This is a genomic window from Rhodococcus qingshengii JCM 15477 (genome assembly GCF_023221595.1).
Classification (GTDB): domain Bacteria; phylum Actinomycetota; class Actinomycetes; order Mycobacteriales; family Mycobacteriaceae; genus Rhodococcus_F; species Rhodococcus_F qingshengii.
The window spans coordinates 757,523-783,329 of sequence record NZ_CP096563.1; the positions used below are offsets into that span (position 1 = coordinate 757,523).

Below are 25,807 nucleotides of genomic sequence, written 5' to 3' on the forward strand. Positions count from 1 at the left end.
TCACTATGTGGAGGCCTTCGGTGGGGATTCGAACATGCGTGGGCGCTCTCGCTGTGGCGGGAGCCGTGGCCGCGTCCGCGCCGTCTCTTGCGTCGGCGAACGAACCTCTTCCCGTTCCGTCCGGTTTCCTCAGTGGAATCGCCCTCGAAGCGACCAACCCGGGCGGATCGGCCCCTGGCACCAACGACTTCTCGTGCACGCCTTCCGCTGCTCATCCTGATCCAGTCGTCCTTGTGCACGGGACGGCGGCCAACCGTCAGACCAATTGGGGCGTACTCGCACCCGTACTGGCCAACGAGGGATACTGCGTTTTTGCGCTCACCTTCGGGAATCGAACGGACCAGCCGTGGCCGATTTCCGCGGCCGGCGGTCTCGCACCACTCGGAGACAGCGCAGGGCAGCTGTCGGACTTCGTCGACGACGTTCTCTCTGCGACGGGTGCCTCGAAGGTCGACCTGATCGGGCACTCCCAGGGGACGACGGTCAGTGCCTACTACGCCAAGTTCCTCGGCGGTGACACGCACGTTTCCAAGATCGTCTCCATCGCTCCGTTGTGGGACGGCTCGGAGGTCGGCCCGCCGGAAGGCGTCGGGGGACCGGATTTCGACAACGCCAGCTTCGTCACCGAACTGCGCGACGCGGGCGTCTACTCCGATGACGTCGAGTACACCAACATCGTGACTCGGTTCGATCAAGTGGTCGTTCCGTACAGCAGCGGAATACTGGCCGCGTCGAACGCGTCGAACATAGTTGTTCAGGACGGTTGCGAGCAGGACCTGTCGGATCACATCGCGCTGGTGGCGTCGCAGCGAACGGCGACTCTGACGCTCAACGCGCTGGATCCGTCGAATCCGCGTGAGGTGCCGTGCGCTCGGGTACTCCCGATATTCGGCTGATCAGGCGTCGAAAATCGCTGTTCGCTTCAGGCGTACAGGAACCGGGAAACGATTCCCTCAGCTGCGACGTTGTGAACGGTAAGCAGTCCGGCTTCCGCCGCCAATCGGGTGGAGGAGCAGCAGGTGGACTTCGCGCCCTCTAGAGTAATAAGTGGGGTCGTGCAACCTTTGTCGATTCGTGGACGTCAGTCCGCTGACCGGCGAGGCGATCAGTCTGTAGTGCCGGAGCGAAACGCGGCGACCAGGGACGAGACATCCGGTCTCGAACCTGCCCGCCGGAGAGTGTGAGGGAGAGCGATGTTCGAGAGGTTCACCGATCGCGCGCGGCGCGTTGTTGTCCTGGCTCAAGAAGAAGCCAGGATGCTCAACCACAACTACATCGGCACGGAGCACATCCTTCTCGGCCTCATTCACGAGGGCGAAGGTGTCGCAGCCAAGTCGTTGGAGTCGTTGGGTATCTCCCTCGAGGGAGTCCGCAGCCAGGTCGAGGAGATCATCGGCCAGGGCCAGCAGGCTCCGTCCGGTCACATCCCCTTCACACCGCGCGCCAAGAAAGTCCTCGAGCTGAGTCTGCGCGAAGCGCTGCAGCTCGGACACAACTACATCGGTACGGAGCACATCCTGCTCGGTCTCATCCGTGAGGGTGAGGGCGTAGCAGCCCAGGTTCTGGTCAAGCTCGGTGCCGATCTCAACCGCGTCCGCCAGCAGGTCATCCAGCTGCTGTCGGGCTACCAGGGCAAGGAGCCCACCGAAACCGGTGGCACTCGCGGAGAGGCCGGCACGCCGTCCACCTCGCTCGTGCTCGACCAGTTCGGTCGCAACCTGACGCAAGCTGCCCTCGAAGGCAAGCTGGACCCGGTCATCGGCCGCTCGAAGGAAATCGAGCGCGTCATGCAGGTTCTCTCGCGTCGTACCAAGAACAACCCGGTTCTCATCGGTGAACCCGGTGTCGGTAAGACCGCTGTGGTCGAGGGCCTGGCTCAGGCAATCGTCAACGGCGAGGTCCCCGAGACCCTCAAGGACAAGCAGCTGTACACGCTCGACCTCGGGTCGCTCGTGGCCGGCAGCCGTTACCGCGGTGACTTCGAAGAGCGCCTGAAGAAGGTTCTCAAGGAGATCAACACCCGCGGCGACATCATCCTGTTCATCGACGAGCTGCACACCCTCGTGGGTGCGGGCGCGGCCGAGGGCGCTATCGACGCGGCCTCCATCCTCAAGCCCAAGCTTGCTCGCGGTGAGCTGCAGACCATCGGTGCCACCACGCTCGACGAGTACCGCAAGTACATCGAGAAGGATGCTGCCCTCGAGCGTCGTTTCCAGCCCGTTCAGGTGGGCGAGCCGACCGTCGAGCACACCATCGAGATCCTCAAGGGTCTTCGTGACCGCTACGAGGCTCACCACCGTGTCTCCATCACGGACGGTGCTCTCGTGGCAGCGGCGACGCTGGCCGACCGCTACATCAACGACCGCTTCTTGCCGGACAAGGCGATCGACCTCATCGACGAGGCGGGCGCGCGAATGCGCATCCGTCGGATGACTGCACCGCCGGACCTGCGCGAATTCGACGATCGCATCGCCGACGCGCGTCGCGAGAAGGAGTCCGCGATCGACGCGCAGGACTTCGAGAAGGCTGCGAACCTGCGTGACAAGGAGAAGACCCTCGTTGCTCAGCGCGCTGAGCGTGAGAAGCAGTGGCGTGCGGGCGACCTGGACGTCATTGCCGAGGTCGACGACGAGCAGATCGCCGAGGTTCTGGGCAACTGGACCGGTATCCCCGTCTTCAAGCTCACCGAGGAGGAGACCACTCGTCTGCTCCGCATGGAAGAGGAACTGCACAAGCGGATCATCGGCCAGGAAGAGGCGGTCAAGTCCGTCTCGAAGGCGATCCGTCGTACGCGTGCAGGTCTGAAGGATCCCAAGCGTCCCTCGGGCTCGTTCATCTTCGCCGGCCCGTCCGGTGTCGGTAAGACGGAGCTCGCGAAGTCGCTCGCCAACTTCCTGTTCGGTGACGACGACGCCTTGATCCAGATCGACATGGGCGAGTTCCACGACCGCTTCACCGCTTCGCGTCTGTTCGGTGCCCCTCCCGGGTACGTCGGATACGAAGAGGGTGGCCAGCTCACCGAGAAGGTGCGCCGCAAGCCGTTCAGCGTTGTCCTGTTCGACGAGATCGAGAAGGCACACCAGGAGATCTACAACACCCTCCTGCAGGTCCTCGAGGACGGCCGTCTCACCGACGGTCAGGGACGTACCGTCGACTTCAAGAACACGGTGCTGATCTTCACGTCCAACCTCGGTACGTCTGACATCTCCAAGGCAGTCGGCCTGGGCTTCAGCTCGGGAACGGGCACGGAGTCGAACTACGAGCGCATGAAGCTCAAGGTTCACGACGAGCTGAAGAAGCACTTCCGTCCCGAGTTCTTGAACCGTATCGACGACATCGTCGTCTTCCATCAGCTCACGAACGAGCAGATCGTTCAGATGGTCGACCTGATGCTCGCTCGCGTCGAGGCGGCACTCAAGAACAAGGACATGGCCATGGAGGTCACCGACAAGGCCAAGTCGCTTCTGGCCAAGCGCGGATTCGATCCGGTACTGGGTGCACGACCGCTGCGTCGCACCATCCAGCGCGAGATCGAGGACCAGATGTCCGAGAAGATCCTCTTCGGAGAGATCGGACCCGGCCACATCGTGCTCGTCGACGTCGAGAACTGGGACGGCGAAGGCTCGGGTGAGGACGCGAAGTTCACGTTCACGCCCACCAAGAAGCCGATCGACGTGCCGGACGCACCGCCGATCGAGCTGACCAAGGCCGGCGAAAGCGAAAGCGCAGCAGAGTAGTACAGCAGAGTAGGTAACGAACGGGCGGCACCTCACCGGTGCCGCCCGTTTCGTGTATCACGGGAGAGGGCGTACACATGAACGACATCGAACTGGGTCACCTGCGTCGTTGCGTCGAATTGGCAACGGAAGCATTGGATGCGGGCGACGAACCTTTCGGTTCCGTCCTGGCAGCGGCCGACGGAACATTTCTGGCGGAAGATCGAAACCGGATCGCGGGCGGCGACAACACTCGCCACCCCGAGTTCGAGCTGGCTCGGTGGGCGGCTCAGTACCTGACGCCGGAAGAGCGTTCGACGGCAACGGTGTTCACCTCGGGAGAGCACTGCGCGATGTGTTCGGCCGCGCACGCGTGGGTGGGCCTCGGACGTATCGTCTACATCTGCTCTTCGGCTCAACTCGGCGACTGGCTCGCGGAGTGGGGTGTGTCCCCGGCGCCGGTGAAGTCTCTGTCCGTCAACGAGGTTGCGCCGAACGTCCCGGTCGAAGGCCCGGTGCCGGAGTTGGTTCCGCTGGTGCGAGAACTGCATCGGAAGTTGCATTCGCAGAGCGCTTGACGGGCACACACAAACGGGCGGCACCTCGCTGGAGGTGCCGCCCGTTTGCGTGTGAAGTCAGGAAACTGCGTCGACCGCTCGAACCTTCTCTCGCAGTTCACCCTTGACGACCTTGCCGCTTGCATTGCGCGGCAGTGCTTCCACGACGACGATGTCCTTCGGGTGCTTGTAGCGCGCGAGACGATCGTTGAGGAAGCTGCTCAGCTCCTCGATGGTCAGGTCCACGGCTGAACCTGGCGCCATCGCGACGATCGCTACCGGCACCTCGCCCCACTTGGCGTCGGGGCGACCGACGACGGCCGCTTCGACGATCAATTCGTGTTCGTAGAGAACGTTTTCCACCTCCGCGCAGTAGATGTTCTCTCCGCCGGAGATGATCATGTCCTTCTTGCGATCCACGACGTAGACGAAGCCTTCGTCGTCGACTCGAACGAGATCGCCGGAGTGGAACCATCCACCGTGGAAGGCGTCAGCGGTGGCGGTGGGGTTGTTCCAGTATTCGCTCATCATCGTGGGCCCGCGGTAGACGATTTCACCGATTTCACCGGGCGCCACGTCGTCCATGTTCTCGTCGACGACCCTGGCCGAGATGGTCGGGATGACCCGACCGACGGATCCGAGCTTACGAATCGCATCCTCGCCGTCGAGAACGCAAGTGATGGGCGACATCTCGGTCTGACCGAAGACCGCGACATTGAATGCGTCCGGGAAGGTTTCGGCCATTGCCCGCAGGATCGTATCGGACGACGGTGCGGCGCCCCACGAGATGTTCTTCAGCGACAGTGCTCGAGGTTGCGCCTTCTGTACTGCGCACACGGCCTGCCATTGCACGGGCACGAGGAACAAGCTGGTGACCTTCTCGGCTTCCAGAATGTCGAGTAGTTGACCCGGGTCGAATGCGCCGACCGGATGGATCACCGTGGTCGTGCCGAGTTGCAGGCTCGGCGCTATGGAACCGAGGGCTGCGATGTGGAACATGGGCGACGCACAGAAGCCGATGGAATCGGCATTGAACAGGTGGAAGGCCCTGATACAGGTCAATGCTTGCGAAGACAGGTTGGAGTGGGAGAGCACCGAGCCCTTGGGGCGACCGGTGGTTCCCGAGGTGTACATGATGAGTGCAGGAGTGTCGTCCGGGATGTCGACGAACGCGTGCGACTCGCCCTCTTCGCTGATCAAGTCCTCGTAATTCAGGCTGTCACCCTCGGCGGGGGCGCCTACGGTGATGGAGATGTCGATACCCTCGGACGCGGCTCGCGCAGCTCCGGCCAACGGAGCCAACGGTCCTTCGGCGACAATGACTTTGGAGCCGGAGTCGTTTACCAGATAAGCGACCTCGGGTGGTGTCAGACGGAAGTTCACCGGAACAGCGATGGCGCCCAGTGCGTTGGTCGCGAGCACGACCTCGAGGTATTCGGGGCGGTTGAGCATCAGGATGAGCACGCGGTCGCCGAAGCTGACGCCGCGTCGGGCAAGAGCGTCCGCCAGCTTCTCGACGCGTGCGTCGAGGGTGCTCCAGGTGATGGAATCGCCCAGGAATCGCAGTGCGGTGCGATCGGGAATCATCTGCGCATGCCTGGCGATCTGATTGTTCCAGTTGGTGCGGCGTGAACGCTGCGCCTCGGAGACTGCATCGGTGGAGGCCATCGATGGGTTCCTCTCATGCGTGGGTGATTGTGTGACTCAGGCTACAGTGAGCCGTCGATTCGTACAGTGGTTTTGTTAACGAAAATTCGCAGTGATTACTTGAAGTGGGGTGCGCGTTTCTGCAGCATCGCCATCGCGCCTTCTTTGAAGTCCTCGCCAGTGAGAAGTTCTGCCTGACCGGTATTTTCGAGCTCCAGCGCAGCATCGAGGCGGTCCAGTGTCGCCGCATTGAGTGCGCGCTTGGTGAGTTCGAGGGCGCGTCGGGGAGCCTTCGACGTGCGATCGACGACGGAGTCGACGAGTGCGTCGAACGCGTCGTCGGCGACGGTGCGGGACACGAGCCCGAACCGCTCTGCGTCCTCGGCGGAAACTCGCTCGCCCAGCAATGCCATCTCGGCCGCTCGGGCGCGTCCGATCGCTGCCGGTACCAACGCACTGGCGCCGCCGTCGGGCATCAGACCGATGTTGACGAAGGAGAGGAGGAAATAGGCGCTCGATGCGGCGTACGTCAGGTCCGCGGCTAGAGCGATGGACACTCCGACGCCGGCGGCCGGGCCGTTGACCGCGGCGATCACCGGGACCGGGGCGCTGGTGATGGCGCGAATCAGCGAAGTCGCCGCATCCATGACGACTTTCGGGTCTGCGGGGTTGACGGCCGCTGCGGCGAGGTCGGCTCCGGTGCAGAACGCTCGACCGGATCCGGTGATGACGATGGTGCGAACGGCCGGGTCTGCGCCGCCGTCGTGGACGGCAGCTGCGAAAGCAGTCATCGTGGGCAGATCGATCGCGTTCATCCGCTTCGGGCGGTCGAAGGTCAATCGCAGTACACCGTCGGTGATTTCGGAGCGAAAGCCCGTCTCGGCGGTGGCGGTCATGCCGCGCTCACAGCCGTGACGAATCCGGAAAGCCGTGAGGTGATGAGGTGTTCGGCCTCCGAGACCATGCGGTCGATCATGTCTGCGACGGTCGGGATGTCGTTGATCAATCCTTGGCTCTGTCCGGCGGACCAGATGCCTGCATCGAGGTCGCCGTCCTCGAAGACCTTGCGTCCGCGGGCTCCGGCTACCAGATGCTGAATGTCGCTGAACTGCGCGTCGCCACGTGCTTCGATGTCGACGACCTCGGCACTGATCGCATTCGCGGCTACGCGCGCGGTGTTGTGAAGCGTCCGGAAGATCAGCTTGGTGTCGCGTTCGGTGTTTGCGACAATCTGCTCTTTAACCGATTGTGCGACAGGGGATTCCGCGGTACACATGAAGCGAGTTCCCATGTTGACGCCGTCTGCTCCGAGCGCAAGCGCCGCGACGAGTCCACGTGAATCTGCGATTCCGCCTGAAGCGATCACCGGAATCGTGAGTTGCTGCGTGGCCGCCGGAATCAGAATGAGCCCTGGTATGTCGTCCTCGCCTGGGTGCCCGGCGCATTCGAAGCCGTCGATGCTGACGGCGTCGACGCCCAGTCTCTCGGCTTTGACCGCATGTCGAACTGCAGTGCACTTGTGGATAACCTTCACGCCCGCGTCCTTGAAATGCGGAAGATGATCGATCGGATTGGAACCGGCGGTTTCGACGATCTTGATCCCGGATTCGATGATCGCCTGGCGGTATTCGGCGTACGGCGGCGGCGTGATCGACGGCAGAATAGTGAGATTGACGCCGAAAGGCTTGTCGGTGAGATCGCGGGTTCGAGCAATTTCCTTGACGAGGTCTTCCGGTGTGGGTTGAGTGAGGCCCGTCAAGAACCCGAGGGCGCCGGAATTTGCCGTGGCCGCAACAAGTTCTGCCCGTCCCACCCACATCATGCCCCCTTGCACGATGGGATGGTCAACGCCGAACATTTCGGTGAAGCGAGTGCGAATCATCTGCTCACAACTACTTTCTTACGGTCGGTCATTCGGCATCGAACCCTCTTGCGGGCGAAGAAAACTTCACGCCGCAGGGAACGAGCCCGCCAGCGGACTACGTGCGAGGTTGTGCGAATCGTGACTAACATAACACCGCTGAGAGAGCGGGTGTCAAGACTCTTTTTCCGGAATCCGTCCGCCGCTACAACTGCGTTGTAGGGTTTCGGGTGAAGCAGTACCGGGCGCGAATTGCGACCTTCGCGACGGTTAACATGATCCGTTCGGACTCGCGCCCGTGGAAGTGCGGTGCAGCGGACGAAGGCAGTGCAAGAGAAAGCAACGGAAGTGGAGGGTCAGGTGCCCGGACAGACACGCGTCTCCGTGCGTGGCGGCGACCCTGCACCACGGACGCGTCCGAAGAATCGGAAGGCGCAAATCGCGGCCGCTGCTGCGGAAGCATTCAGCGAACGTGGCTACCACGCGGTGGGCATCGACGAGATCGCCGCGAAGGTCGGAATTTCCGGTCCGGCCCTCTATCGTCATTTCCCCACGAAATACGCCCTGTTCGTCTACACCGTGAACAACCTGACGCAGGCGTTGTTGGATGCCAGCGATCCAGCTGTGCACGGAAACGAAAATCCACGCGAGCAGTTGAACTCCACGATGGTGGGTGTCATCCGCGCGACGATCGAGAATCGGCGCCGGGGAGGGCTCTACCGATGGGAGGGCAGGTACCTGGTCGACGAGGATCGTGAGCAATTGCGGGTGGGAATGCGCACGCTCAATCTTCGGATCGCCGAGCCGCTGGCAGCGGTTCGTCCGGAACTCGACCCGGCGGATGTAGAACTCATCGCGCCCGCCGTGCTCAGTGTGATCGCCAGTATCACCGGTCATCGATCCGCGTTGTCCGCCAAGCAGATCGAAGCGCTGATTCTTGCGGCATGCTGGTCCGTCATCGGCGTCGAATTGCCCGCTGCCGAGGAGGACGGCGCGAGGGCAGGGGCGTCCGAACGCAAAACAGGCCTCGTACGGACGTCGAAACGCGAAGTGCTGCTTCAGGAAGCAGTGTTGCTGTTCTATCAGCGCGGCTACCACGACGTGAGCATCGAGGAGATCGGTGCCGCGGCGGGTATCAACGCGTCGAGTGTGTATCGGCACTTCGCGAGCAAGGCTGACCTTCTTGCTGCGGCCTTCCACCGTGCGTCCGATCGTCTGACTATGACGTTGGGCTCGGCGTTGGCTGAGTCGGAGACTCCTCTCGCGGCCGTCGAGACGTTGGCGAAGATGTACGTCGAGGTTTCGTTCGGAACCAGCGAACTGTTGGCCGTGTACTTTGCCGAGATCGGCAGTTTGCCGGATCGATCACGGACCGAGTTGCGCAACATTCAGCGTTTGAACGTCGAGGAGTGGGCGCACTTGTGTGTCGAGGCGCGTCCGGAGTTGACGATCGTCCAAGCGCGGTTCCTCGTCCACGCGGCGCTCGGACTGGTCTTCGACATCGGCCGAATCGTGCACTTTTCCTCGGAGAACTCCGCGCAGGCCCGCGTCGAGAAACTGCTGTCCGCGACGCTCCTCGGGTAGTCCCGCCCGAAACAGTAGGTGTGACTTCACGTATCGCGGGTAGGTTCGTGATCGCAAGGCGTTCACCGAATCATGTGAAGACGGAAGTAGGGACAGCAATGCCAACTCGTACCGCACGCACCGCCTGGAACGGCACCCTCGAGGCCGGATCGGGACAGGTGGAACTCACCAGCTCGGGCGTCGCCACCTTCGACGTGTCGTTCCCCAAGCGCGCAGCTGAGGAGGCCGGCGGAACCACCAGCCCCGAGGAACTCATCGCCGCGGCGCATTCGTCCTGCTATGCGATGCAGTTGTCGGCCCTGATCGCCGAGGCCGGCGGGACCCCCCAGAGCCTCGACATCACCGCGGACGTGTCACTCGGCCCCGACACGGTCGGATTCAAGCTCACCGGAATCAAGCTCACCGTTCGCGCCGAGGTCGACGGCCTCGACGCCGACGGTTTTGCCAAGGTTGCCCAGGCGGCCAAGGAAACATGCCCGGTCAGCAAGGCACTGACCGGCGTCGACATCACGTTGGATGCGGCCCTGGACTGATCATCTCGCGCTCGGGCGCCCCCTCCGGCGCCCGAGTGCGGTTGTGTGTGACGACCAGGTAGCTCGCGAACAGGATCGGGAGCACCCACAGGTCCGAGGGATCGCGATAGACCAGGATCGGCAAGAGATCTCCGCGGAATCCTCCTGCGGTCAGGCGGAGAAACCCGATCACCCACTCGTATGCGTCGCCGATCGGCGGTATCACCTTCACGGCGGCGAAGCCGATCCCCGTGACCGCGATGGACCAGGCGATCGCTGCTCGCCCCACCAGACTTCGCCTGAGCACCTCGAGAACCGAGATCAGAAGCAGGGGAAGCAGGAACACACCGGCGACGTCGGACAGCTTGCCCGTCATCGTGTTCCCGAATGCCCCTTTGAGTACGTGGTCGTTGATCAAGATGACGGCCACCGAGACCAGTGCCCACGGATTCAGCAGCAGATCGCCCGGACGATTCACGACAGGTTGATGGTTGCCGAGCCGGACGAGAACAAATCGCACTTGAACTGAAGGCGCAGACCGGTGGCGGCTTCGGGGACCTCGTACGCCAATTCGCCTCGTTTGGCAGCGCCCGGCGCGAGCTCTCCGTCGACACTCGACGTGCTGCTGTCGGTGAACGTGATGTTGTACGACTTGTTTGCCGAGTCCTGCAGTTCGAAGCACATCATCGACGAGACCGTCGACGGCTTGTCACTGTTGTTGGTGACCTCGGTGTCGACCACGACGTAGCGGTTTCCGGGATCAGCGGTGATGAACTGATTGGTCGAGACGTAGGGATCGACGACGCCGTGTACCTGGACGCGCCAGTCGCCCAGTTCGACGACGTCACCGATTCCGAAGGCGGCCGCAGGTGCGGCGGAAGAACCGTTGTCGTCGACCTTCTTCGCTTCGTCGGTCTCGCCCGAGGCGATGGTTGCGAACAGGGCTGCGCCGACGGCGAGGAGGGCGAGGGGAGTGCGGAGTGATCGCATGATGTGCGCCTTTCGAGAGTTGGTATGGCACAAGTCAACGATGTGAGGACTGCTCACCGCTTCGGTCGAAAGATCGGTCCGCCTCATCCTTTCGGTCGGAGCCTGGCGGTTCGTCCACCCGTTCGGCTGATTCGAGGCGTCGGTGGCGGTGGATACGCTTGCTCGGTGATCACCACCAAAGGAACCGTTGTGCGACGACGCGTATGGACTACCGCCGCTGTCGCGTTCAGCCTTTTCTGTTCCTTCATGACGGTGGGCATCGCAGGCGCGTCGGGAAATATGCCACCGGTATTGGTCGGTATCGGGTTCGTCCTGGGCGTGGCCGGTGGGATATCGCTTGTGTGGCGCCATCAGTATCCCTGGGTGGTTCTGGCGATCACGCTGGTCGGCCCGTTGTTCTTCCCCACCGATGCGACGGCGGCGCTCATCGCATTGTTCGCCGTTGCTCGGATCGCGCGTGGGCCTCGGCTTGCTGCCGCTGCGGCAGCTGTCTTCGTCGCGTGCGGAATTTCGTTGACCTACGACGCTTTTCGCAATCGTGAGTACTCCGTTCTCACGATGGGAACGATGAAACCCAAGGACGGTTCGGCGGTTGTTCAATACGACGTCGCCATCTGGATCCCGTGGCTCGTCGCAGCCGTCATGGTCGGCATCGTCGTGGCGCTCTCGCTCCTGATTCGGACCAGAACCGAACTCGTCGAGGCCGAACACGTACGGGATCTTGCCACCGAGAAAACAGACGTGATGCGCGACGAGATGATTCGCACCGAGGAACGAACGCGGATCGCGCGCGACATGCACGACACGATCGCGGCCAGTCTGAGCCGGATTTCGTTGTTCGCCGGTGGGTTACAGGTCAGCGCGGCAGACAATCCCGAGAAGGTCGTCAACACCGCTGCGATGATCAGAACCACCGCGCACGAGGCTTTGGACGAATTGAAGGGAATCGTCGGAGTGCTCAGGGGAAGCGGTGATCGCCGCGAACACGGCGGGCACCAGGGGATCGACGCGATCGGCGATCTGGTCAACGGTGCACGCGCCGCGGGCATTCACTGCCGTCTCGAATCGGAGTTGCTCCCGGGTGATGTCGGAATGCTGGCGGGCCACGTCTGTTATCGCGTCGTTCAGGAATCGTTGACCAACGTCCAGAAGTACGCGAGCGACCAGATGCTCGTCATTTCGGTGACCGGGTCGCCGCACGACGGAATTCGTATCCTCGCACGCAACAAGCTGAGCGAGCTTGCACCCATGACGTCGATCGGTTCGCGGTCCGGCTTACGCGGGTTGGCCGAACAGGCAAGAGAAATCGGCGGCAAGGTGGAGGCAGGCGCGCTGGGGGACGATTTCCTCGTCAGTTGCTGGGTGCCCTGGTCGTCGTAACCCTCCCACCCTCCGACTGTCGGGGGCTCTGGGTAATCTGAGCGCACTATGGACGCTGACTCGCGCATCACAGTTTTGATCGTCGACAACGACGCCTGGGTTCGGCGCGGAATGAAGGACATCCTGGAAGCAGCGCCGGACATCGTGGTGGTTGCCGAGGCCGAGGACGGCGATCAGGTCGCAGCCAAAGTCACTCGGTTTCGTCCGCACGTGGTGCTGATGGATCTGAAGATGGCACGGGTCGGTGGCTTGGAGGCCACCCGAGAGTTGATGACCATGAGCAATCCGCCGAAGGTCATCGCGATGACCGCCTTCGACGTCGACGACATGGTCGTGCAAGCGGTCGAGGCGGGCGCGCACAGTTTTCTGAGCAAGGACGCGGCCCCACAGGCGTTCCAGCAGGCAGTACGGGTGGTGGCGTCGGACCACTCGTTGTTCAGCTCCGATTCTCTACGTGCCATCGTGGCCTCGGCGCCGCGTCGGCAAGCACCCGACCTGACTCCCCTCGCTTCGCTCACCGAGCGTGAGCGCGAAGTGCTGACAATCCTGGCGACAGGCGCGGCCAACAGCGTCATCGCGGAGCGACTGTACCTCGGTGAGACCACCGTCAAGACGCATATCTCCTCGTTGTTCGCCAAGCTCGGTGTGCCCAACCGGGTGAGTGCGTCGTTGATCGCGTTCCGGTGTGGTCTGGTCACGTGATTCTGTGACCTCGTGACGCGAGCCGGGACTAATCCCGGCCCTGTTCGTTGTTGCACCGTCGGTGACTGATCAAATCGTGATTGACCAAGACGTGACCATCGAAGTGTGGTCTGACGTCGCTTGTCCGTGGTGCTACATCGGAAAGACCAGGTTCCTTTCGGCTCTGGATCGTTTCGAGAACAAGGACCGCGTCAACGTCATCTGGCGCTCGTACCAGCTCGCTCCGGAGACCCCGGTGGGAGAGGGACGAACCGAACTCGACGCCTTGGTCGAGATGAAGGGGATGGCGCCTGAACAGGTACGTCAGATGTTCGCCCACGTCAGCGCGACGGCAGCCGAGGTCGGCTTGACCTTGGACTTCGACACCGTGATCGCCGCCAACACCTTTGATGCGCACAGGTTGCTGCATCTCGCGGGTGAGCGGCAGAACGAACTCCTCGAAGCGCTGTTCAAAGCGCACTTCAGCGACGGCAAGGTGATCGACGACCGTGAGGTGCTGGTCGAGCTGGCCGTGAGCGTCGGCCTCGACGCCGACGTCGTGCGCGAGCAACTGGGCTCCGATGCCGCAGCCGAGGCTGTTCGCGAAGATCTGTCCATGGCCCGCCAACTGCAGGTCAGCGGCGTTCCGTTCTTCGTCGCCAACCGTGCGGTCGCAGTATCCGGCGCTCAACCCGAAGAGGTGTTTCTGCAGTTGCTTACTCAGGCCTCCGAACCGGCCTGAGTAAGGCGAGCGGCACGAACTGCCGGGGCGTTCGAGAACGGCAACAGATGTGCACCGTCGTCGGGGCAGGAAAGCGTGACGTGCGCTGCATCGACGAACCGGTACGGCTGCGCTGCAACAACTCCGGCAAGGTTCTTGCGCAGACGCGACATCTCGGCCCGCGCGGTCACCGTGCGGGCCGGGTCACCGAAAAGATCCTGCGCCAACCGCGATGCGGTCAGTCCACGCCTCTCGGATCCGAGGAGAAACAGAATCTCCGCATGCCGCTGGGTCGGGGAGTAGGCCCATTCGCCCAACCCCGACGTGACGGTCACCGACATGTTCTCGGAATCGCGCAGATCGATATGCACCGTGGGCGCACTGATTTTCTCGCCGGTGGCGATCGGCCGGACCACCCACCCGCCGGGAAGTGGATCCAGTTCGCACAGACCCAAAGCGGGGAACCACGTCCTGCCGGGAGCCAAAGCCGCGGGGAGCAGCACGCGCGAGCGATGAGGTAGCGCATCGACCGCCGCTACCCAGCCATGAGTATCGATCACCAATGCCGGTGATCCGCTACGAGCAAGCATCGGCCCTGCAACAGAACGCAATTGATCGAGATTGTCCCGATGCTTGTCGCGCAGGTGTGATTGCGCGAGGCGTGCGACGGCGTCGACCAGAGCGAGTGTGGTGGGGTGGACGGTCTTGGCGGGACCACTGATGTCGACGACGCCGATGACACGGTCGTCCCGCGGATCGCGGATGGGTGCCCCCGCGCAGGTCCACGGATGATGGCTGCGCGCATAGTGTTCCGCCGAGAAGATCTGAACCGCCTGTCGTGACACCAATGCCGTTCCGATGGCGTTGGTGCCGACGCTGTCCTCGGCCCAGTTCGCACCCTCGACAAATCCCAGACGCGCAGCTTGGTCCAGTACTCGATGGGACCCGCTGCGCCACAGAACAGTTCCGCGAAGATCTGCGACGACCATGATGTTCTCACCGCTCGCGGTAACCGATTCGAGTCCACGCGTCACGTCGTCGAGCACGTCGTACAGTCCGGACTCACGACGACGGAGATCGAGTTCGGCGACGTCCATGGACGGTTCGACCCGGTTGTGTTCGGGGTCGATACCTAACTCGCGCAGGCGTTGCCACGATTGGCGGACCACGTCCCTGGGGCGGGCCGGTGCGCGGTCTCCGGCCATCGTCGCGTCGTACACCGCGGCGAGGGTCCTCGCGTAGTCGCGAGGATCCTCACCGGGCGGCATCGCGGGCTCGGGCAACCGCTTTTTCAGCGAAGACACCGCTTTCAGTGAAGACACCGCTTTCAGTGAAGACACCGCGGTCAGCGGTAGACGAGGCCGCCGTCGATGAGACCGGCCTGACCGGTCATGTAGTCGGAATCGGGCCCGGCAAGGTACGAGACGAAACCGGCGACATCGTCGGGGGTTTCAGCTCGACCCAGCGCAATTCCGCCGACGAACTTCTCGTACGTGGCGCCCTCTGGTGCACCGGTCAATTCGGCGAACCTCTTGTCGATCGTCACCCACATGTCGGTGCCCACGACGCCGGGGCAGTACGCGTTGACGGTGATTCCGTCGGACGCGTATTCCTTGGCTGCAGCCTGAGTGAGGGCCCTGACCGCGAATTTTGTTGCGCTGTAAACACCTAACATGGCGAACCCGTCGTGGCCGGCGATGGATGACGCGTTGATGATCTTTCCGCGCTGACCCAGAGCTTGGAACTTTGCTGCTGCAGCTTGAATTCCCCACAGGACGCCGTCGACGTTGACGCTCCAGATCTTGGAGACCTCTTCCGGCGTCGCGTCGGAGATCGGGCCGACGAGAGCGATTCCCGCGTTGTTGACGATGACGTCGAATCCGCTCAACTCACTGTGCGCGTGTTCGACTGCGGCGTGAACCTGCGCGCGATCGCTGACATCGGCGACAAACGTCGTTGCACGACGGCCGATCCGTCTGATCTCGTCGGCAACCGCATCCAGCTTGGTCTGGTCGAGGTCGACCAACGCGATGTCGGCGCCGTCGTGGGCGAGGCGGAGAGCGATTCCGCGTCCGATGCCTTGGCCGGCGCCGGTGACCAGTACTACCTTGCCCGTGATGCTCATGCAGATCTCCTCGTAAGCAGTGAACCAGTCGGTTGTGAACCGGTGAGTGATTTGTATGTGACGGCGACCACAATGCGGAAGGGTTGCACCGTGTTGCAATTCCGCAGAATGGGGCAGCGGTTGCAACCCTCGGCAACCCTCCCGATGTCCCGCGCGACGGCTCCATAGTTGCGCAACCACTTCGCGAATCATCTTGCGAGACAATCTGGGAGAGGGAACATGACCGCTACAGTCGACACACCCACGGAACCGGCCACGCCGAGCCGACAACCGTCACGCCGCTGGATCGGGTTCGGGATCGCGAACCTCGTGATCGTTCTCGTGCTGGCGGTTGCGAGTTGGTACCTGCTCGCCGATCCGACCACCAGTCCCTGGAGTTTCTATCCTCTGCCGTTCAACGCGGCGCTTTTCTGGGCAATCCTTTTTGTGGTGTTCATCGGCTTCAATTGCGAGTTCGCCGGCTTCGACCGACTCCCGCAGCCGGCGAAAGGCCTGGCGATCATGGTCGCGACCGCGGTCTTCGCCGTCGTGGTGACGTGGCTCCTGGCAAACGGCTTGGGGAGTTTGTACCCGGATTTCGCGGCCGATCGTGAGGGCGGCCTCGGATATTTCGCGGGTGCGCTGTTCGTGCTCTTCGGCTTCGGGACCTGGGTGATGGTGGTCCTGAACTGGCAGCATTGGCCGTGGACTTCCCTAGGGATGAAGCAGCCGTTGGTGGGTTTGTGTGAGATCGCGTTTGTCGCCGTTCCGACGCTGGCGCTGTACTTCGTGTTCGGTCTGCCGTCCGTGTCGCTGTCCGCCACGGATCCGTTGATGACCGTCGACACCGTACTCGGGTGGTTCTACTGCGTCGTGGTGGTCGTGATCCTGACTGGCCAGACGCTCGACAACTGGCCGTGGCGACTGTTCGGCGGCGGGGGTAAGACGGCGCTCGCAGCCACGATCGGTAACTTCGCCGTCGGAACCGGCTTGTACTTCGTGGCACTTCCGGTCGTGAAGGCGCTGGTGGGAAGCGATGCCGTTGCCGAGTTGGGCGGTGTGATCCATCAATTCCCGGCGCAGCTCGGGGTGTGCTGGGCTTTCTGGATGATCTTCTGGGCCAACGCCTTCGGTAACAAGCCCACGGGCTTTGCGGACGGGGTCAACCTGGCGATCCGCGCGCTGCTCACGTTTGCGCTCGCGGTGGTCACATTCTTGTTCTATTACCGCTTTGCGGCAGAGTACATTCTTCACGAGCCGGCAGTTGTCGACGGATTGCACGGCAATGCACTGGGTTTCGTGGATTGGGCCGTGTTGTGGACGCTGTTCTACGTCGTGGGATTTCAGTCGCTGGGACTCGGCAGATTCAAGCCTGCTGAGGGGTGAGTCGGTTGCCCGCACCTCGGTGCGGGTAACCGGTATCGGACGCCGGCACCGCGTCCACTGATTGCAACAGACTGCAACGCTTGTGACCGGGGCCACTTATGGGATGTGCTGTGTGTCACATTCACAAACAAGGAGAAGTGATGACGCAAACCATCGATTCCGCAGTCACCCCCGAGGTGAAGTTGACGGCGGTGACACCTCAGGAGCGCGTCGACGCCTGGCTGGCGGATTTCGAGTCGGCCCTCGCGGCTCGTGACATCGAGCGTGTGGCAGGCAAATTCGCACTCGACAGCTTCTGGCGAGACCTGGTGTCGTTCACCTGGAACATCAAGACCGTCGAAGGTCGCGAGCAGATCGCCGACATGCTCTCCGCGCGACTCGACGACACCGATCCTTCGGGATTCCGGACGACCGAGACGCCCGACGAGGCCGACGGCGTCACGTCAGCCTGGATCGAGTTCGAGACTGCAACCGGGCGTGCGCACGGGCACCTTCGTTTGAAGGGAGATGAAGGTTGGACCCTGCTGACGTCGCTGCAGGAGTTGAAGGGGTACGAAGAAGGTAAGGGCACTCGTCGTCCGCGCGGCGCCAAGCATGGGGCAGACCCGAACCGCATCACGTGGGCCGAGCAGAAGGAGATCGAAGACCGCGAACTCGGTTACACCACACAGCCTTACGTCGTGATCGTCGGCGGCGGCCAGGGCGGCATCGCGCTCGGCGCCCGGATGCGTCAGCTCGGAGTACCGGCCATCGTGATCGACAGCCATGAGCGACCCGGCGATCAGTGGCGCGGACGCTACAAGTCCCTGTGCCTGCACGATCCGGTTTGGTACGACCACCTGCCATACATGCCGTTCCCCGACAACTGGCCGGTGTTCGCGCCCAAGGACAAGATCGGCGACTGGCTCGAGATGTACACCAAGGTCATGGAGGTTCCGTACTGGAGTTCCACGACCTGCACCTCGGCGTCGTTCGACGAGAAGACCCAGGAATGGACCGTCGAGGTCAACCGCAACGGCGAGAAGCTGACGTTGCGTCCCAAGCAGTTGGTGATGGCGACGGGTATGTCCGGCAAGGCCAACGTTCCGACGTTCCCCGGGCAGGACAAGTTCCTCGGCGATCAGCACCACTCGAGCAAGCACCCCGGCCCGGATCAGTACGTGGGCAAGAAGGTCGTCGTGATCGGGGCCAACAACTCCTCGCACGACATCTGCGGTGCACTGTGGGAGAACGGCATCGACGTCACGATGGTGCAGCGCAGCTCGACGCACATCGTGAAGTCGGATTCGCTGATGGATTTGGGCTTGGGCGATCTGTACTCGGAGCGAGCACTGGCCGCCGGCATGACGACACACAAGGCGGACCTCACGTTCGGTTCGCTGCCGTACCGGATCATGCACGAGTTCCAGATCCCGGTGTACGACGCAATCCGTGAGCGCGACAAGGATTTCTACGATCGCCTCGAGAAGGCGGGCTTCGAGCACGACTGGGGCGACGACGGTTCGGGCCTGTTCATGAAGTACCTACGCCGTGGCTCGGGCTACTACATCGATGTCGGCGCTGCCGAACTGGTTGCCAATGGAGACATCAAGCTCGCGCACGGCAACATTCGTGAGCTGACCGAGAACAGCGTGATCCTCGAAGACGGTACGGAATTGCCTGCCGACGTGGTGGTCTACGCGACCGGCTACGGCTCGATGAATGGCTGGGTGGCGGATCTGATCGGTCAGGACACCGCCGACAAGGTCGGCAAGGTGTGGGGCCTGGGCTCGAATACCACCAAGGATCCGGGACCGTGGGAAGGCGAGCAGCGCAACATGTGGAAGCCGACGCAGCAGGAAGCGCTGTGGTTCCACGGAGGCAATCTGCACCAGTCGCGCCACTACTCGCTGTACTTGGCGTTGCAATTGAAGGCGCGTTACGAGGGCATCCCGACACCGGTGTACGGACTGCAGGAAGTGCATCATCTGAGCTGAAACAGAACTGCTGTGCGCCTTTATTAACCGCGGGAGGTTAATAAAGGCGCACAGCAGGTTCAGCGAAGGGCGTACTTCTTTGCTACTTCGGTGTCCTTGGTCGCGCGCTCGGTGAGGAAGGCGAATGCCAACCCGAGCACGAGCCAGAGCGTCGCCTGCGTAGCGAGCGAGGAAAGTCGGAACTCCCACAGCAGAGTTGCCGGGAAGTCCTCGCCCACCTCGTTGATGCCGGGAAGCGAGACGTAACCGATCGCGACGATCACCAGGAACGCAGCCACCGGAGCAGCGATGCGCACGCTGAGGAACTCGTGCCCGGAAACTGCCTTTGCCGCCGCTGCTGCCGCGGTGACGGACAGCAGCCCGAGAATCACGGCGGCCAGCCACAGCAGTGTGCGCTGGTTGATGGTGTCGGGATCTCCGACGGCCGGCGGATTGGCCGGGTACTTGAAAAAGGGGACGGCCTCGATAGCCAGCCAACCACCGACGGCGATGGCGATCGCCAACAACGGCCCGGACATTCCGGTGAGTCGTCGAGCGTAATTGGCAACGACCGAGAAGATCGCCCCGAGTGCCAGTCCGGCAAGCGCTGTGGCCAGGAACAGCCCGGCGCGCTGCCCGTCGCGGCTCACCAGTGGTTCTTCTTCGTCACCGTGCGAATGCCCAGCGGCTTCGCCGGAAACCTCACCGGTGGCGCTGTTGGCTTCTTCGATCGCAATGGCAGCGTTGACGTGCGGTTCACCCAGCACGAATGCAACTCCGCCGGCAAGGATGCCTGCGATCAGACCAGCCAACAAACCACGAATGAGAAGCTTCGTGAAATTGTCGGCTAGTGGCACGGCAGGCCCATCAAGTGTCGACCGTCGTGCATCAATTCATGCATGTACATGCCGGTGCGAGAGATAGCGCCCTGGTCGAATCCGACCAGGTAGAGAGCCAGCATCGCGAACAGAACTACTGCAGCGGCGAGGAAAGCAAGACGAGTCGAATCGATCGACGTATCGGGAGAATAGGCGAGAGCCATCGAAGCCTCCTGGGATTTTCGCGTCCCCTAGGTCCATGCGATGGCCGAAGTGTCTGGCTGTCGAAATTGTCGTGCCGAAAAAGGCACTTCACCTCGAATTACAGTGGCGCGACCGCTCCGGGCTTTCACCGGATTCCTGTCGGACCATCGCGTTTACATGCGAACTTTTGCACTACAGCCCGCACCGTGTCAACGCGTGAAGCCGAGATGACCGTCGATTGTGCCCGCCAAGGCAGGCACAATCGCTCGAGATCAGCTCTTTGCGGCGACGTCCAGGACAACTTCGAATTCGAGCAACGACGCACCCGAAGCGACGGGCTTCGCGCGCTCGCCGGAATGGGCTTCACGGGCGGGGCCGTCACGCCAATCGGCGAACGCCTGCTCGGACTCCCATTGGGTCACCACGAAGTAGCGGCTCTCACCGGCGGTGGGGCGGAGGAGTTGGAATCCGAGAAAGCCCGGGGAGTTCTCGACTGCGTGAGCGCGTGCTGCGAAGCGCTTCTCCAGTTCGGGGCCGGCGCCCTCGGGGACCTCGATTGCATTGATCTTCACGACTGCCATGCAAGCGACATTACCCGCGCACCTTCACCGCGTACCGTGACACTCGTGTTGCATGACGAAGGTGGAACGGGACAACCGATTCTGTTGTTGCACGGCCTCATGGGCAGCTCCCGAACGTGGCTACGCCAGGTGCCGTGGATCCGCGAGTTCGGCCACGTCTACACCTTCGACGCTGCCGGTCACGGCAGGCCGGCGCCAGCGGCACTGACTACCGAGGCATTCGTCGAGGACCTGACATCGGCGGTTGCGTCCATCGAGGAGCCGATGATCGTGATCGGTCATTCGATGGGGGCTCTGCATGCGTGGTGCTTCGCCGCCGCGCATCCCGAAAAGGTTTGTGCGCTGGTCCTCGAAGACATGGCCCCGGACTTTCGTGGACGCACCGCTGCGGACTGGGCGCAGATGATCTCGGCGTGGCCGCAGCCGTTTGCTTCCGAGGAGGCGATGAAGGAATTCTTCGGCCCCGTCGCCGGCCAGTACTTTCTCGATTCTTTCGACCGCCGCGACGACGGGTGGTACCTGCACGGCGACGTGTCGACCTTCCGCGACATCTCGGAGGAGTGGGGCACGAGGCATTTCTGGGATCAGTGGAAGGCGATCGAGGTGCCGACCTTGCTGATCGAGGGAGAGTTCACCATCACCCCTGAGGGACAGATGCGAGAGATGGCCGAGAGGCCGGGAACTCGGTACGTACGTATTGCCGATGCAGGCCACCTGGTCCACGACGATCAACCGCAGCGCTATCGCGAAGTGGTGACGGAATTCCTTCAGACCGTGAGCTGACTTCGGATCGACGCGCCCACCTGCTCCAGCTCGACGGCTCGCCTGGCGAGGAGTCCAGCAGCGAACTTCGCCTTGTCGCCGCGATGGCGGGGGACGACGTGCAGGTGCGAGTGGAACACGGTTTGGCCCGCGGCACGCCCGTCGTTGACGAGAAAGTTGACTCCGTCAGCGGCGATGTCGCAGCGGCGTAGAGCTCCGGCGATGAGCGTGCCGACGCGGAACATCTCTGCGCCTTCGTGACTTTCGAGAGCATCGAGGTTCTCTGCATGACGCTTGGGGACCACCAGGGTGTGTCCGCGACTCACCGGCCGTGCATCGAGGAATGCGAGAGTTGTCTCGCTCTCGTGAACGAGAATCGCCGGCTCGGTCAGCGCGACGATCTTGCAGAAGACGCAGGAATCGGTGCTCATGCCTACAGAATGTAGTCCGAAATCAGATCCGACCCCGACTACAGCAAGCGCAGTTGGCGTGCCCTCGTGATCGCTTCGTTTCGATTGTGTACGTCGAGCTTCTTGTAGAGAGTGCGCAGTTGAGTCTTGACGGTGTTGACGGACACGTACAGTTTGTCGGCCATCGCAGCCGACCCCATGCCGAGCGCCAGGAGTGAGAGGACTTTCTGTTCGCGTTCGGTCAGCTCCACGATATGTACGAATTCCGGAAAAGATTCCGCAGGAGCCCTTTTCGAGAATTCGGCCAGTGCACGCGATTTCGTTTCGGCCATCGATTCGAGTTTCTCGACGTCCGACGATGCGATGGTCGCGAACGAACGTAGAAGTCCGGTCTGATCCGCGATGCTGCACGCTCTGGACCACTCCTGAGAGGCGAGGCGTGGCTCACCCAGCTCGGAGTGGGCAACCGCTTGCACCAGAAGCGATTCCATCTGTGCCCGCGGATAGGATACGCCAGACCAGTCGAACTGGTGACACAGCGCCACCGCGGCCTCGTTCTGGCCGATCCGCTGACGTAAACGCGCCACCGACGTGAGCGTCCACGGGTTGGCTGCAGGATCGATGATCTCCTTGGCCAGTGCTACGGCATTGTTCCCCTGTCCGAGAGCGAGCAAGAGATCGATCTCTGCGGATTGCAACAGAGGAAGCGCGAAAGATGTAGCCGTGTACTGCTTGGAATGTGCTTCGATCGCATTGTGGAGCAACAGTAGTGCCGCAGTGTGGTCGCCGGAGGTCAAGGCGAATTGGCAATGCGCATAGACGACGAATGCCCACAGTTCCTCGGTGTCGGACGGAAGACCGAGTTCGGTCAATGCGAGACGTGCGTCGTCGAAGTCGAGTGTGTCGAGAGCAGTGAGCGCCCGTGCTGTCAGGCCGGCGATCTTGACCACAGGTTCGAGCCAACCGCCGGGGTCCGGATGCTTCTGTTCGAGTTCGGACCAGTGTGTGGCCTGCCGCGGCTCACCAGCCAGCGCCCAATTCAGGGCGGCACTTCCCGCAGAGTTACGAGCGATGAAGTCGACTCCATGAGACAGGGCGCCGTGGTACGCCATTCGAGCCTTGATCGTGGATTCTGTGAACCTGCCGCTCAATTGAAAATTGATCGCCCATTGAAGTCGCATGAGAGGGAGCTGTGCGCTGACCGCTTCCGGGTTGTTCTCCAGCGCACTGCGACTGAGATGAGACAGGCGCCTGGTGGTTTCTGCTGCGAGCCCGTACTCGCCTGCCATCCTGAGCATGATCGATTGAACGCAGGCAATGCTCAAGGCGTCCTTCGCGCCGGCTTCAGCGCCGAGAGCCCACAGTTCTGCCGGCGATTCGGGTAGCAAGTCGACTACCGTCGAGCGCTCGCTAGGATGCATCGTGAACAGTGCGCGCCCTGCCTCCACGGCAGAGTGTTTGTCCGCTGCTTCCGCCGGAATCCGTTGGAGAGCAGAGCGAACCGAGTCCAGATTGTGGACGATCATCGTCACCCAGTGTTGCTCGACGATGTCTACTGCCAGGGTCCAGTTCTGTGCCTCGACCGCGTAGTCCAGCGCCGACGCGTGATGACCGTGGTCGAGTCGGTTGTGTGCGAGGAACGAAAGACGTTGCGCCGGATCGACTCCAGCGCGCTTTTGGTGCGCGAGTATCGATCGACGAATGGCGGGAGGCAGCTCCCAGGTTTCTTCGGCTTCGGTCTCGACCCGTGACAACAACCCGGCTGTCTCCAGTATCGCCAGGCGCACGCGAATCTGATGAACGGTCTCGCCATCCTCAGGGTGTTGGGACTCGAACAGCATGGCGGCGATGTCGACGGTGATCGATCGCGCAAAGGCCGTCGCGAGCAGGAACTCGAGTTGTTCCACATGATCAGCGGTCATGAGAACGGATTTGTTCACGTAGTCGTCGATCGCCTGCGCGATGTTCTTCCTGATCATCTGCTCGCGGTTGCGGCTACCCGATGTCTGGACGGCGGGAACGGCGACACGAACCAGCGCTGGCAGCCCACCTGTCAGGGATGTGATTTGTTCGGCATCACCGTCAGTCGTGTGTACGTCAGCTTGTGCGAGCAAATGGGCGGTATCGGCTCTCGTGAACAACAGCTCACTCGCGCTTATCACCTCGTGGTCCGTGTCGAGCAGGTACGGCTCGGAGAACATGCCGAAGCCCGAGAGCGTGACCACGAGGTCCAGGTTGTGGCAGAGGGCGAGGAGTTCGATCAACTGATCGTCCAACTCTGGTTCCGATATCAGATCCGGCCTGATCAGCACGAGCAGCACGGGGCGGCTGAGGGCGTTCAGGGATTTGGCGACAGCGGTGAAAGGATCGGCGAGATCGTCGACGTCGGGCAGTGCGATTCCGGCAGCGTGGATTCGATCGAGGACAACGGCCCAGAAATCTTCGAGTGTCGACGAGGGCCGTGGGGCCGAGACCCAGACGAGTATTCGTTCGGATGCCAAATGGGCGCGCAGCCACGATGCGATCAACGACGATTTCCCGTGGCCGTTCGGTGCACGGACGATGGTCAGCGCGGCACGTCGGTCAAGTTTGTCGAAGAGCGCTTGCCGGGGAATCGACGTCGCGAGGGTGCGCCTTTCGGGAATAGCTGCCCAGTCGTGGCCGTCCATCCCGAACATCAACGCGGACCCTTTCTGCTTTCGCGCCCCGCAATGATTGAAGAGTTTGGGCGGATTGTCTCGATCCATCTATCTACAGGGAGGAGCGTAGCTGGTGCGAATCCAGAGCGTGCCATCCCGGGCAATTCACCCGGGAATTCACCCCGGCTGAGAGAAGTTCACCCACACAATCACGCCGTCACCATTGGCTTTCGAGTCCCTCGAGCGACTTCTATTGAACGTAGCTCGGGATTCGCCAAATGTGGCCGCGAGCGCCTGTCGGAGGCCCGAGAGTCAGACATCGAAGGAGCGTCGTGAGAACTCGTCTGTCAGAGGTGCGGTCGAAGGCCGTTGTCGTCGGACTCCGGCCGAGAGCGTGGCGCCGAGGAGTGCGAGGTATCGGCATAGTTGTCGTGACCGGAGCTCTGGTGGTCGGCGCTGCTGCGCTCGGCTTGCTGCCGATGCAGTCGGATGTTCGATTGGCGGCCGAGGGAGAGTTCGTGCCTCCCTTCGCCGTCGAGCTGACGGTGATTGACGGTGCACCGCCCTTCGATCCCGCTGACGGTCCAGGGCTCGATTCGGGACCGTCCAACGGCATTGTCCGAGAGGGTGATCCGGTGACGTATGTCATCGACATCGGTGTCCGGGGCAACCCGCTCTCCGACGTGGTCGTGCAACTTCCGGTGCCTCGAGGTTTCGTTCTGCCGTCCGTGCCTGATTACTGCGGAGACGGCTCGGGTGTCGACGAGGTCGGATTACATTGCCTGATAGGCAATCTGGAAGCGGACCGGTACTTCACCCGAACGGCGACGATGACTGCGGGAAAGCGGGAAGACGCCGACGGTCTACCGATCGCTGCACTGGTCACCGCAGATCGGGGGGCGGTTCGCGTGCGGTCGGGCGATGTCACGGTGCGGGTGGCGACCACCCCGGGAGTGTGTGATCCGTACGGGATTTCTGTTGGTGGTCAGAGAAGCCAGTGGGCTGCTGTCTCGGCAGATGGACGAATCTCAGGTCTGGTGACATCGGGCATCTCGGAGGCGGTGGTGATCGACGGCGTCGATCAATGCGGGCACGCGACAGCGCGGACGGTGAAACCGTTCGAGGGTCACTTCTCGTTTGTCGGACTGCTACCGGGGACGTATCGCGTCACGGTCGACGGCCGAGCGCCGGTGGATGTGGTGCTGGAACCAGGTGCAATGGCGGTCGGTGGCCTGACGTTCTGATACAGCTTCGCAGGAATGGCAACACTCGTAACAGTCAGTAGCAGTCAATGGAGGA

General features: G+C 62.3%; 24 protein-coding genes and 1 riboswitch. Of the genes, 12 read left to right on the forward strand and 12 right to left on the reverse strand.

Annotation, left to right across the window (positions count from 1 at the left end; all coding sequences use genetic code 11):
- The first annotated feature begins 5 nt into the window (after window positions 1-5).
- From M0639_RS03440 to M0639_RS03450, 3 genes are all read left to right on the forward strand, one after another.
- On the forward strand, window positions 6-896 hold the full coding sequence (locus tag M0639_RS03440; RefSeq protein ID WP_422662726.1) for an esterase/lipase family protein: 891 nt from the start codon (window positions 6-8) through the stop codon (window positions 894-896).
- A 297-nt stretch (window positions 897-1,193) separates the two neighbouring features.
- Window positions 1,194-3,737: an ATP-dependent Clp protease ATP-binding subunit gene (locus M0639_RS03445; RefSeq protein ID WP_003945604.1), complete on the forward strand. Its 2,544-nt coding sequence runs from the start codon at window positions 1,194-1,196 to the stop codon at window positions 3,735-3,737.
- Between the two features lie 77 nt (window positions 3,738-3,814).
- On the forward strand, window positions 3,815-4,294 hold the full coding sequence (locus tag M0639_RS03450) for a nucleoside deaminase (RefSeq protein ID WP_054187906.1): 480 nt from the start codon (window positions 3,815-3,817) through the stop codon (window positions 4,292-4,294).
- Window positions 4,295-4,351: 57 nt separating this feature from the next.
- Here M0639_RS03450 and fadD5 read toward each other — a convergent pair whose 3' ends face one another.
- The 3 genes from fadD5 to M0639_RS03465 all read right to left on the reverse strand — a co-directional run bounded on the left by fadD5 (window position 4,352) and on the right by M0639_RS03465 (window position 7,802).
- Window positions 4,352-5,941 carry a fatty-acid--CoA ligase FadD5 gene (fadD5, locus tag M0639_RS03455; RefSeq protein WP_003945871.1) on the reverse strand — a complete coding sequence of 530 codons (1,590 nt, stop codon included), beginning with the start codon at window positions 5,939-5,941 and terminating at the stop codon, window positions 4,352-4,354.
- A 95-nt stretch (window positions 5,942-6,036) separates the two neighbouring features.
- Window positions 6,037-6,816 carry an enoyl-CoA hydratase gene (locus M0639_RS03460; protein WP_003945899.1) on the reverse strand — a complete coding sequence of 260 codons (780 nt, stop codon included), beginning with the start codon at window positions 6,814-6,816 and terminating at the stop codon, window positions 6,037-6,039.
- Entirely contained in the window at window positions 6,813-7,802 is a 990-nt protein-coding gene (locus tag M0639_RS03465; RefSeq protein WP_064075123.1) for an NAD(P)H-dependent flavin oxidoreductase, read from the reverse strand. The genes M0639_RS03460 and M0639_RS03465 overlap by 4 nt, the downstream gene beginning before the upstream one ends.
- 339 nt (window positions 7,803-8,141) lie before the next feature.
- Between M0639_RS03465 and M0639_RS03470 the strand changes: the two genes are divergently transcribed.
- Both M0639_RS03470 and M0639_RS03475 read left to right on the forward strand, forming a co-directional pair.
- Window positions 8,142-9,365 (forward strand): TetR/AcrR family transcriptional regulator, encoded by a 1,224-nt coding sequence (locus tag M0639_RS03470; RefSeq protein WP_039972781.1) that lies wholly within the window; start codon window positions 8,142-8,144, stop codon window positions 9,363-9,365.
- A gap of 98 nt (window positions 9,366-9,463) precedes the next feature.
- Window positions 9,464-9,898 (forward strand): OsmC family protein, encoded by a 435-nt coding sequence (locus M0639_RS03475; protein ID WP_007726950.1) that lies wholly within the window; start codon window positions 9,464-9,466, stop codon window positions 9,896-9,898.
- On the opposite strand, the gene M0639_RS03480 is transcribed toward M0639_RS03475, so the two are convergent.
- Both M0639_RS03480 and M0639_RS03485 read right to left on the reverse strand, forming a co-directional pair.
- Complete coding sequence (locus M0639_RS03480; RefSeq protein WP_064075124.1) at window positions 9,873-10,355, reverse strand: hypothetical protein; 483 nt, start codon at window positions 10,353-10,355, stop codon at window positions 9,873-9,875. The genes M0639_RS03475 and M0639_RS03480 overlap by 26 nt on opposite strands.
- The gene (locus M0639_RS03485; RefSeq protein ID WP_003945701.1) at window positions 10,352-10,867 is read right to left on the reverse strand and encodes a DUF4352 domain-containing protein; all 516 of its coding nucleotides are present in this window, start codon (window positions 10,865-10,867) and stop codon (window positions 10,352-10,354) included. The genes M0639_RS03480 and M0639_RS03485 overlap by 4 nt, the downstream gene beginning before the upstream one ends.
- A gap of 24 nt (window positions 10,868-10,891) precedes the next feature.
- On the opposite strand from M0639_RS03485, the gene M0639_RS03490 reads away from it, so the two are divergent.
- The 3 genes from M0639_RS03490 to M0639_RS03500 all read left to right on the forward strand — a co-directional run bounded on the left by M0639_RS03490 (window position 10,892) and on the right by M0639_RS03500 (window position 13,670).
- Window positions 10,892-12,247 (forward strand): sensor histidine kinase, encoded by a 1,356-nt coding sequence (locus M0639_RS03490; RefSeq protein WP_054781748.1) that lies wholly within the window; start codon window positions 10,892-10,894, stop codon window positions 12,245-12,247.
- Between the two features lie 48 nt (window positions 12,248-12,295).
- Window positions 12,296-12,949 (forward strand): response regulator, encoded by a 654-nt coding sequence (locus M0639_RS03495; RefSeq protein WP_042451934.1) that lies wholly within the window; start codon window positions 12,296-12,298, stop codon window positions 12,947-12,949.
- Between the two features lie 76 nt (window positions 12,950-13,025).
- The gene (locus tag M0639_RS03500; RefSeq protein ID WP_007726933.1) at window positions 13,026-13,670 is read left to right on the forward strand and encodes a DsbA family oxidoreductase; all 645 of its coding nucleotides are present in this window, start codon (window positions 13,026-13,028) and stop codon (window positions 13,668-13,670) included.
- On the opposite strand, the gene M0639_RS03505 is transcribed toward M0639_RS03500, so the two are convergent.
- The gene (locus tag M0639_RS03505; RefSeq protein WP_020968367.1) at window positions 13,649-14,917 is read right to left on the reverse strand and encodes a GAF domain-containing protein; all 1,269 of its coding nucleotides are present in this window, start codon (window positions 14,915-14,917) and stop codon (window positions 13,649-13,651) included. The genes M0639_RS03500 and M0639_RS03505 overlap by 22 nt on opposite strands.
- 77 nt (window positions 14,918-14,994) lie before the next feature.
- Window positions 14,995-15,774, reverse strand: a complete 780-nt coding sequence (locus M0639_RS03510; protein WP_042451932.1) for an acetoin reductase — start codon at window positions 15,772-15,774, stop codon at window positions 14,995-14,997.
- A gap of 219 nt (window positions 15,775-15,993) precedes the next feature.
- On the opposite strand from M0639_RS03510, the gene M0639_RS03515 reads away from it, so the two are divergent.
- The gene (locus M0639_RS03515) at window positions 15,994-17,139 is read left to right on the forward strand and encodes a hypothetical protein (RefSeq protein WP_058039258.1); all 1,146 of its coding nucleotides are present in this window, start codon (window positions 15,994-15,996) and stop codon (window positions 17,137-17,139) included.
- 140 nt (window positions 17,140-17,279) lie between these two features.
- Window positions 17,280-19,115, forward strand: coding sequence for a flavin-containing monooxygenase (locus M0639_RS03520; RefSeq protein ID WP_058039316.1), 1,836 nt, complete (start codon window positions 17,280-17,282; stop codon window positions 19,113-19,115).
- A gap of 59 nt (window positions 19,116-19,174) precedes the next feature.
- Here the strand turns inward: M0639_RS03520 and M0639_RS03525 are convergent, their stop codons facing one another.
- The 3 genes from M0639_RS03525 to mhuD all read right to left on the reverse strand — a co-directional run bounded on the left by M0639_RS03525 (window position 19,175) and on the right by mhuD (window position 20,697).
- On the reverse strand, window positions 19,175-19,951 hold the full coding sequence (locus M0639_RS03525) for a CbtA family protein (RefSeq protein ID WP_054801320.1): 777 nt from the start codon (window positions 19,949-19,951) through the stop codon (window positions 19,175-19,177).
- Window positions 19,942-20,136: a CbtB domain-containing protein gene (locus M0639_RS03530; RefSeq protein WP_003945915.1), complete on the reverse strand. Its 195-nt coding sequence runs from the start codon at window positions 20,134-20,136 to the stop codon at window positions 19,942-19,944. The genes M0639_RS03525 and M0639_RS03530 overlap by 10 nt, the downstream gene beginning before the upstream one ends.
- A 25-nt stretch (window positions 20,137-20,161) precedes the next feature.
- Window positions 20,162-20,300: riboswitch (cobalamin riboswitch) on the reverse strand.
- An 88-nt stretch (window positions 20,301-20,388) separates the two neighbouring features.
- Window positions 20,389-20,697, reverse strand: a complete 309-nt coding sequence (gene mhuD / locus M0639_RS03535) for a mycobilin-forming heme oxygenase MhuD (protein ID WP_007726927.1) — start codon at window positions 20,695-20,697, stop codon at window positions 20,389-20,391.
- Window positions 20,698-20,742: 45 nt separating this feature from the next.
- Here mhuD and M0639_RS03540 point away from each other — a divergent pair, with 45 nt between their 5' ends.
- The gene (locus M0639_RS03540; RefSeq protein ID WP_064075168.1) at window positions 20,743-21,480 is read left to right on the forward strand and encodes an alpha/beta fold hydrolase; all 738 of its coding nucleotides are present in this window, start codon (window positions 20,743-20,745) and stop codon (window positions 21,478-21,480) included.
- Here M0639_RS03540 and M0639_RS03545 read toward each other — a convergent pair.
- Complete coding sequence (locus M0639_RS03545; RefSeq protein ID WP_003945905.1) at window positions 21,465-21,890, reverse strand: HIT family protein; 426 nt, start codon at window positions 21,888-21,890, stop codon at window positions 21,465-21,467. The genes M0639_RS03540 and M0639_RS03545 overlap by 16 nt on opposite strands.
- 38 nt (window positions 21,891-21,928) lie before the next feature.
- Window positions 21,929-24,616 (reverse strand): helix-turn-helix transcriptional regulator, encoded by a 2,688-nt coding sequence (locus tag M0639_RS03550; protein WP_082893266.1) that lies wholly within the window; start codon window positions 24,614-24,616, stop codon window positions 21,929-21,931.
- Between the two features lie 224 nt (window positions 24,617-24,840).
- Between M0639_RS03550 and M0639_RS03555 the strand changes: the two genes are divergently transcribed.
- Entirely contained in the window at window positions 24,841-25,752 is a 912-nt protein-coding gene (locus M0639_RS03555) for a hypothetical protein (RefSeq protein ID WP_063315057.1), read from the forward strand.
- Window positions 25,753-25,807 lie beyond the last annotated feature (55 nt).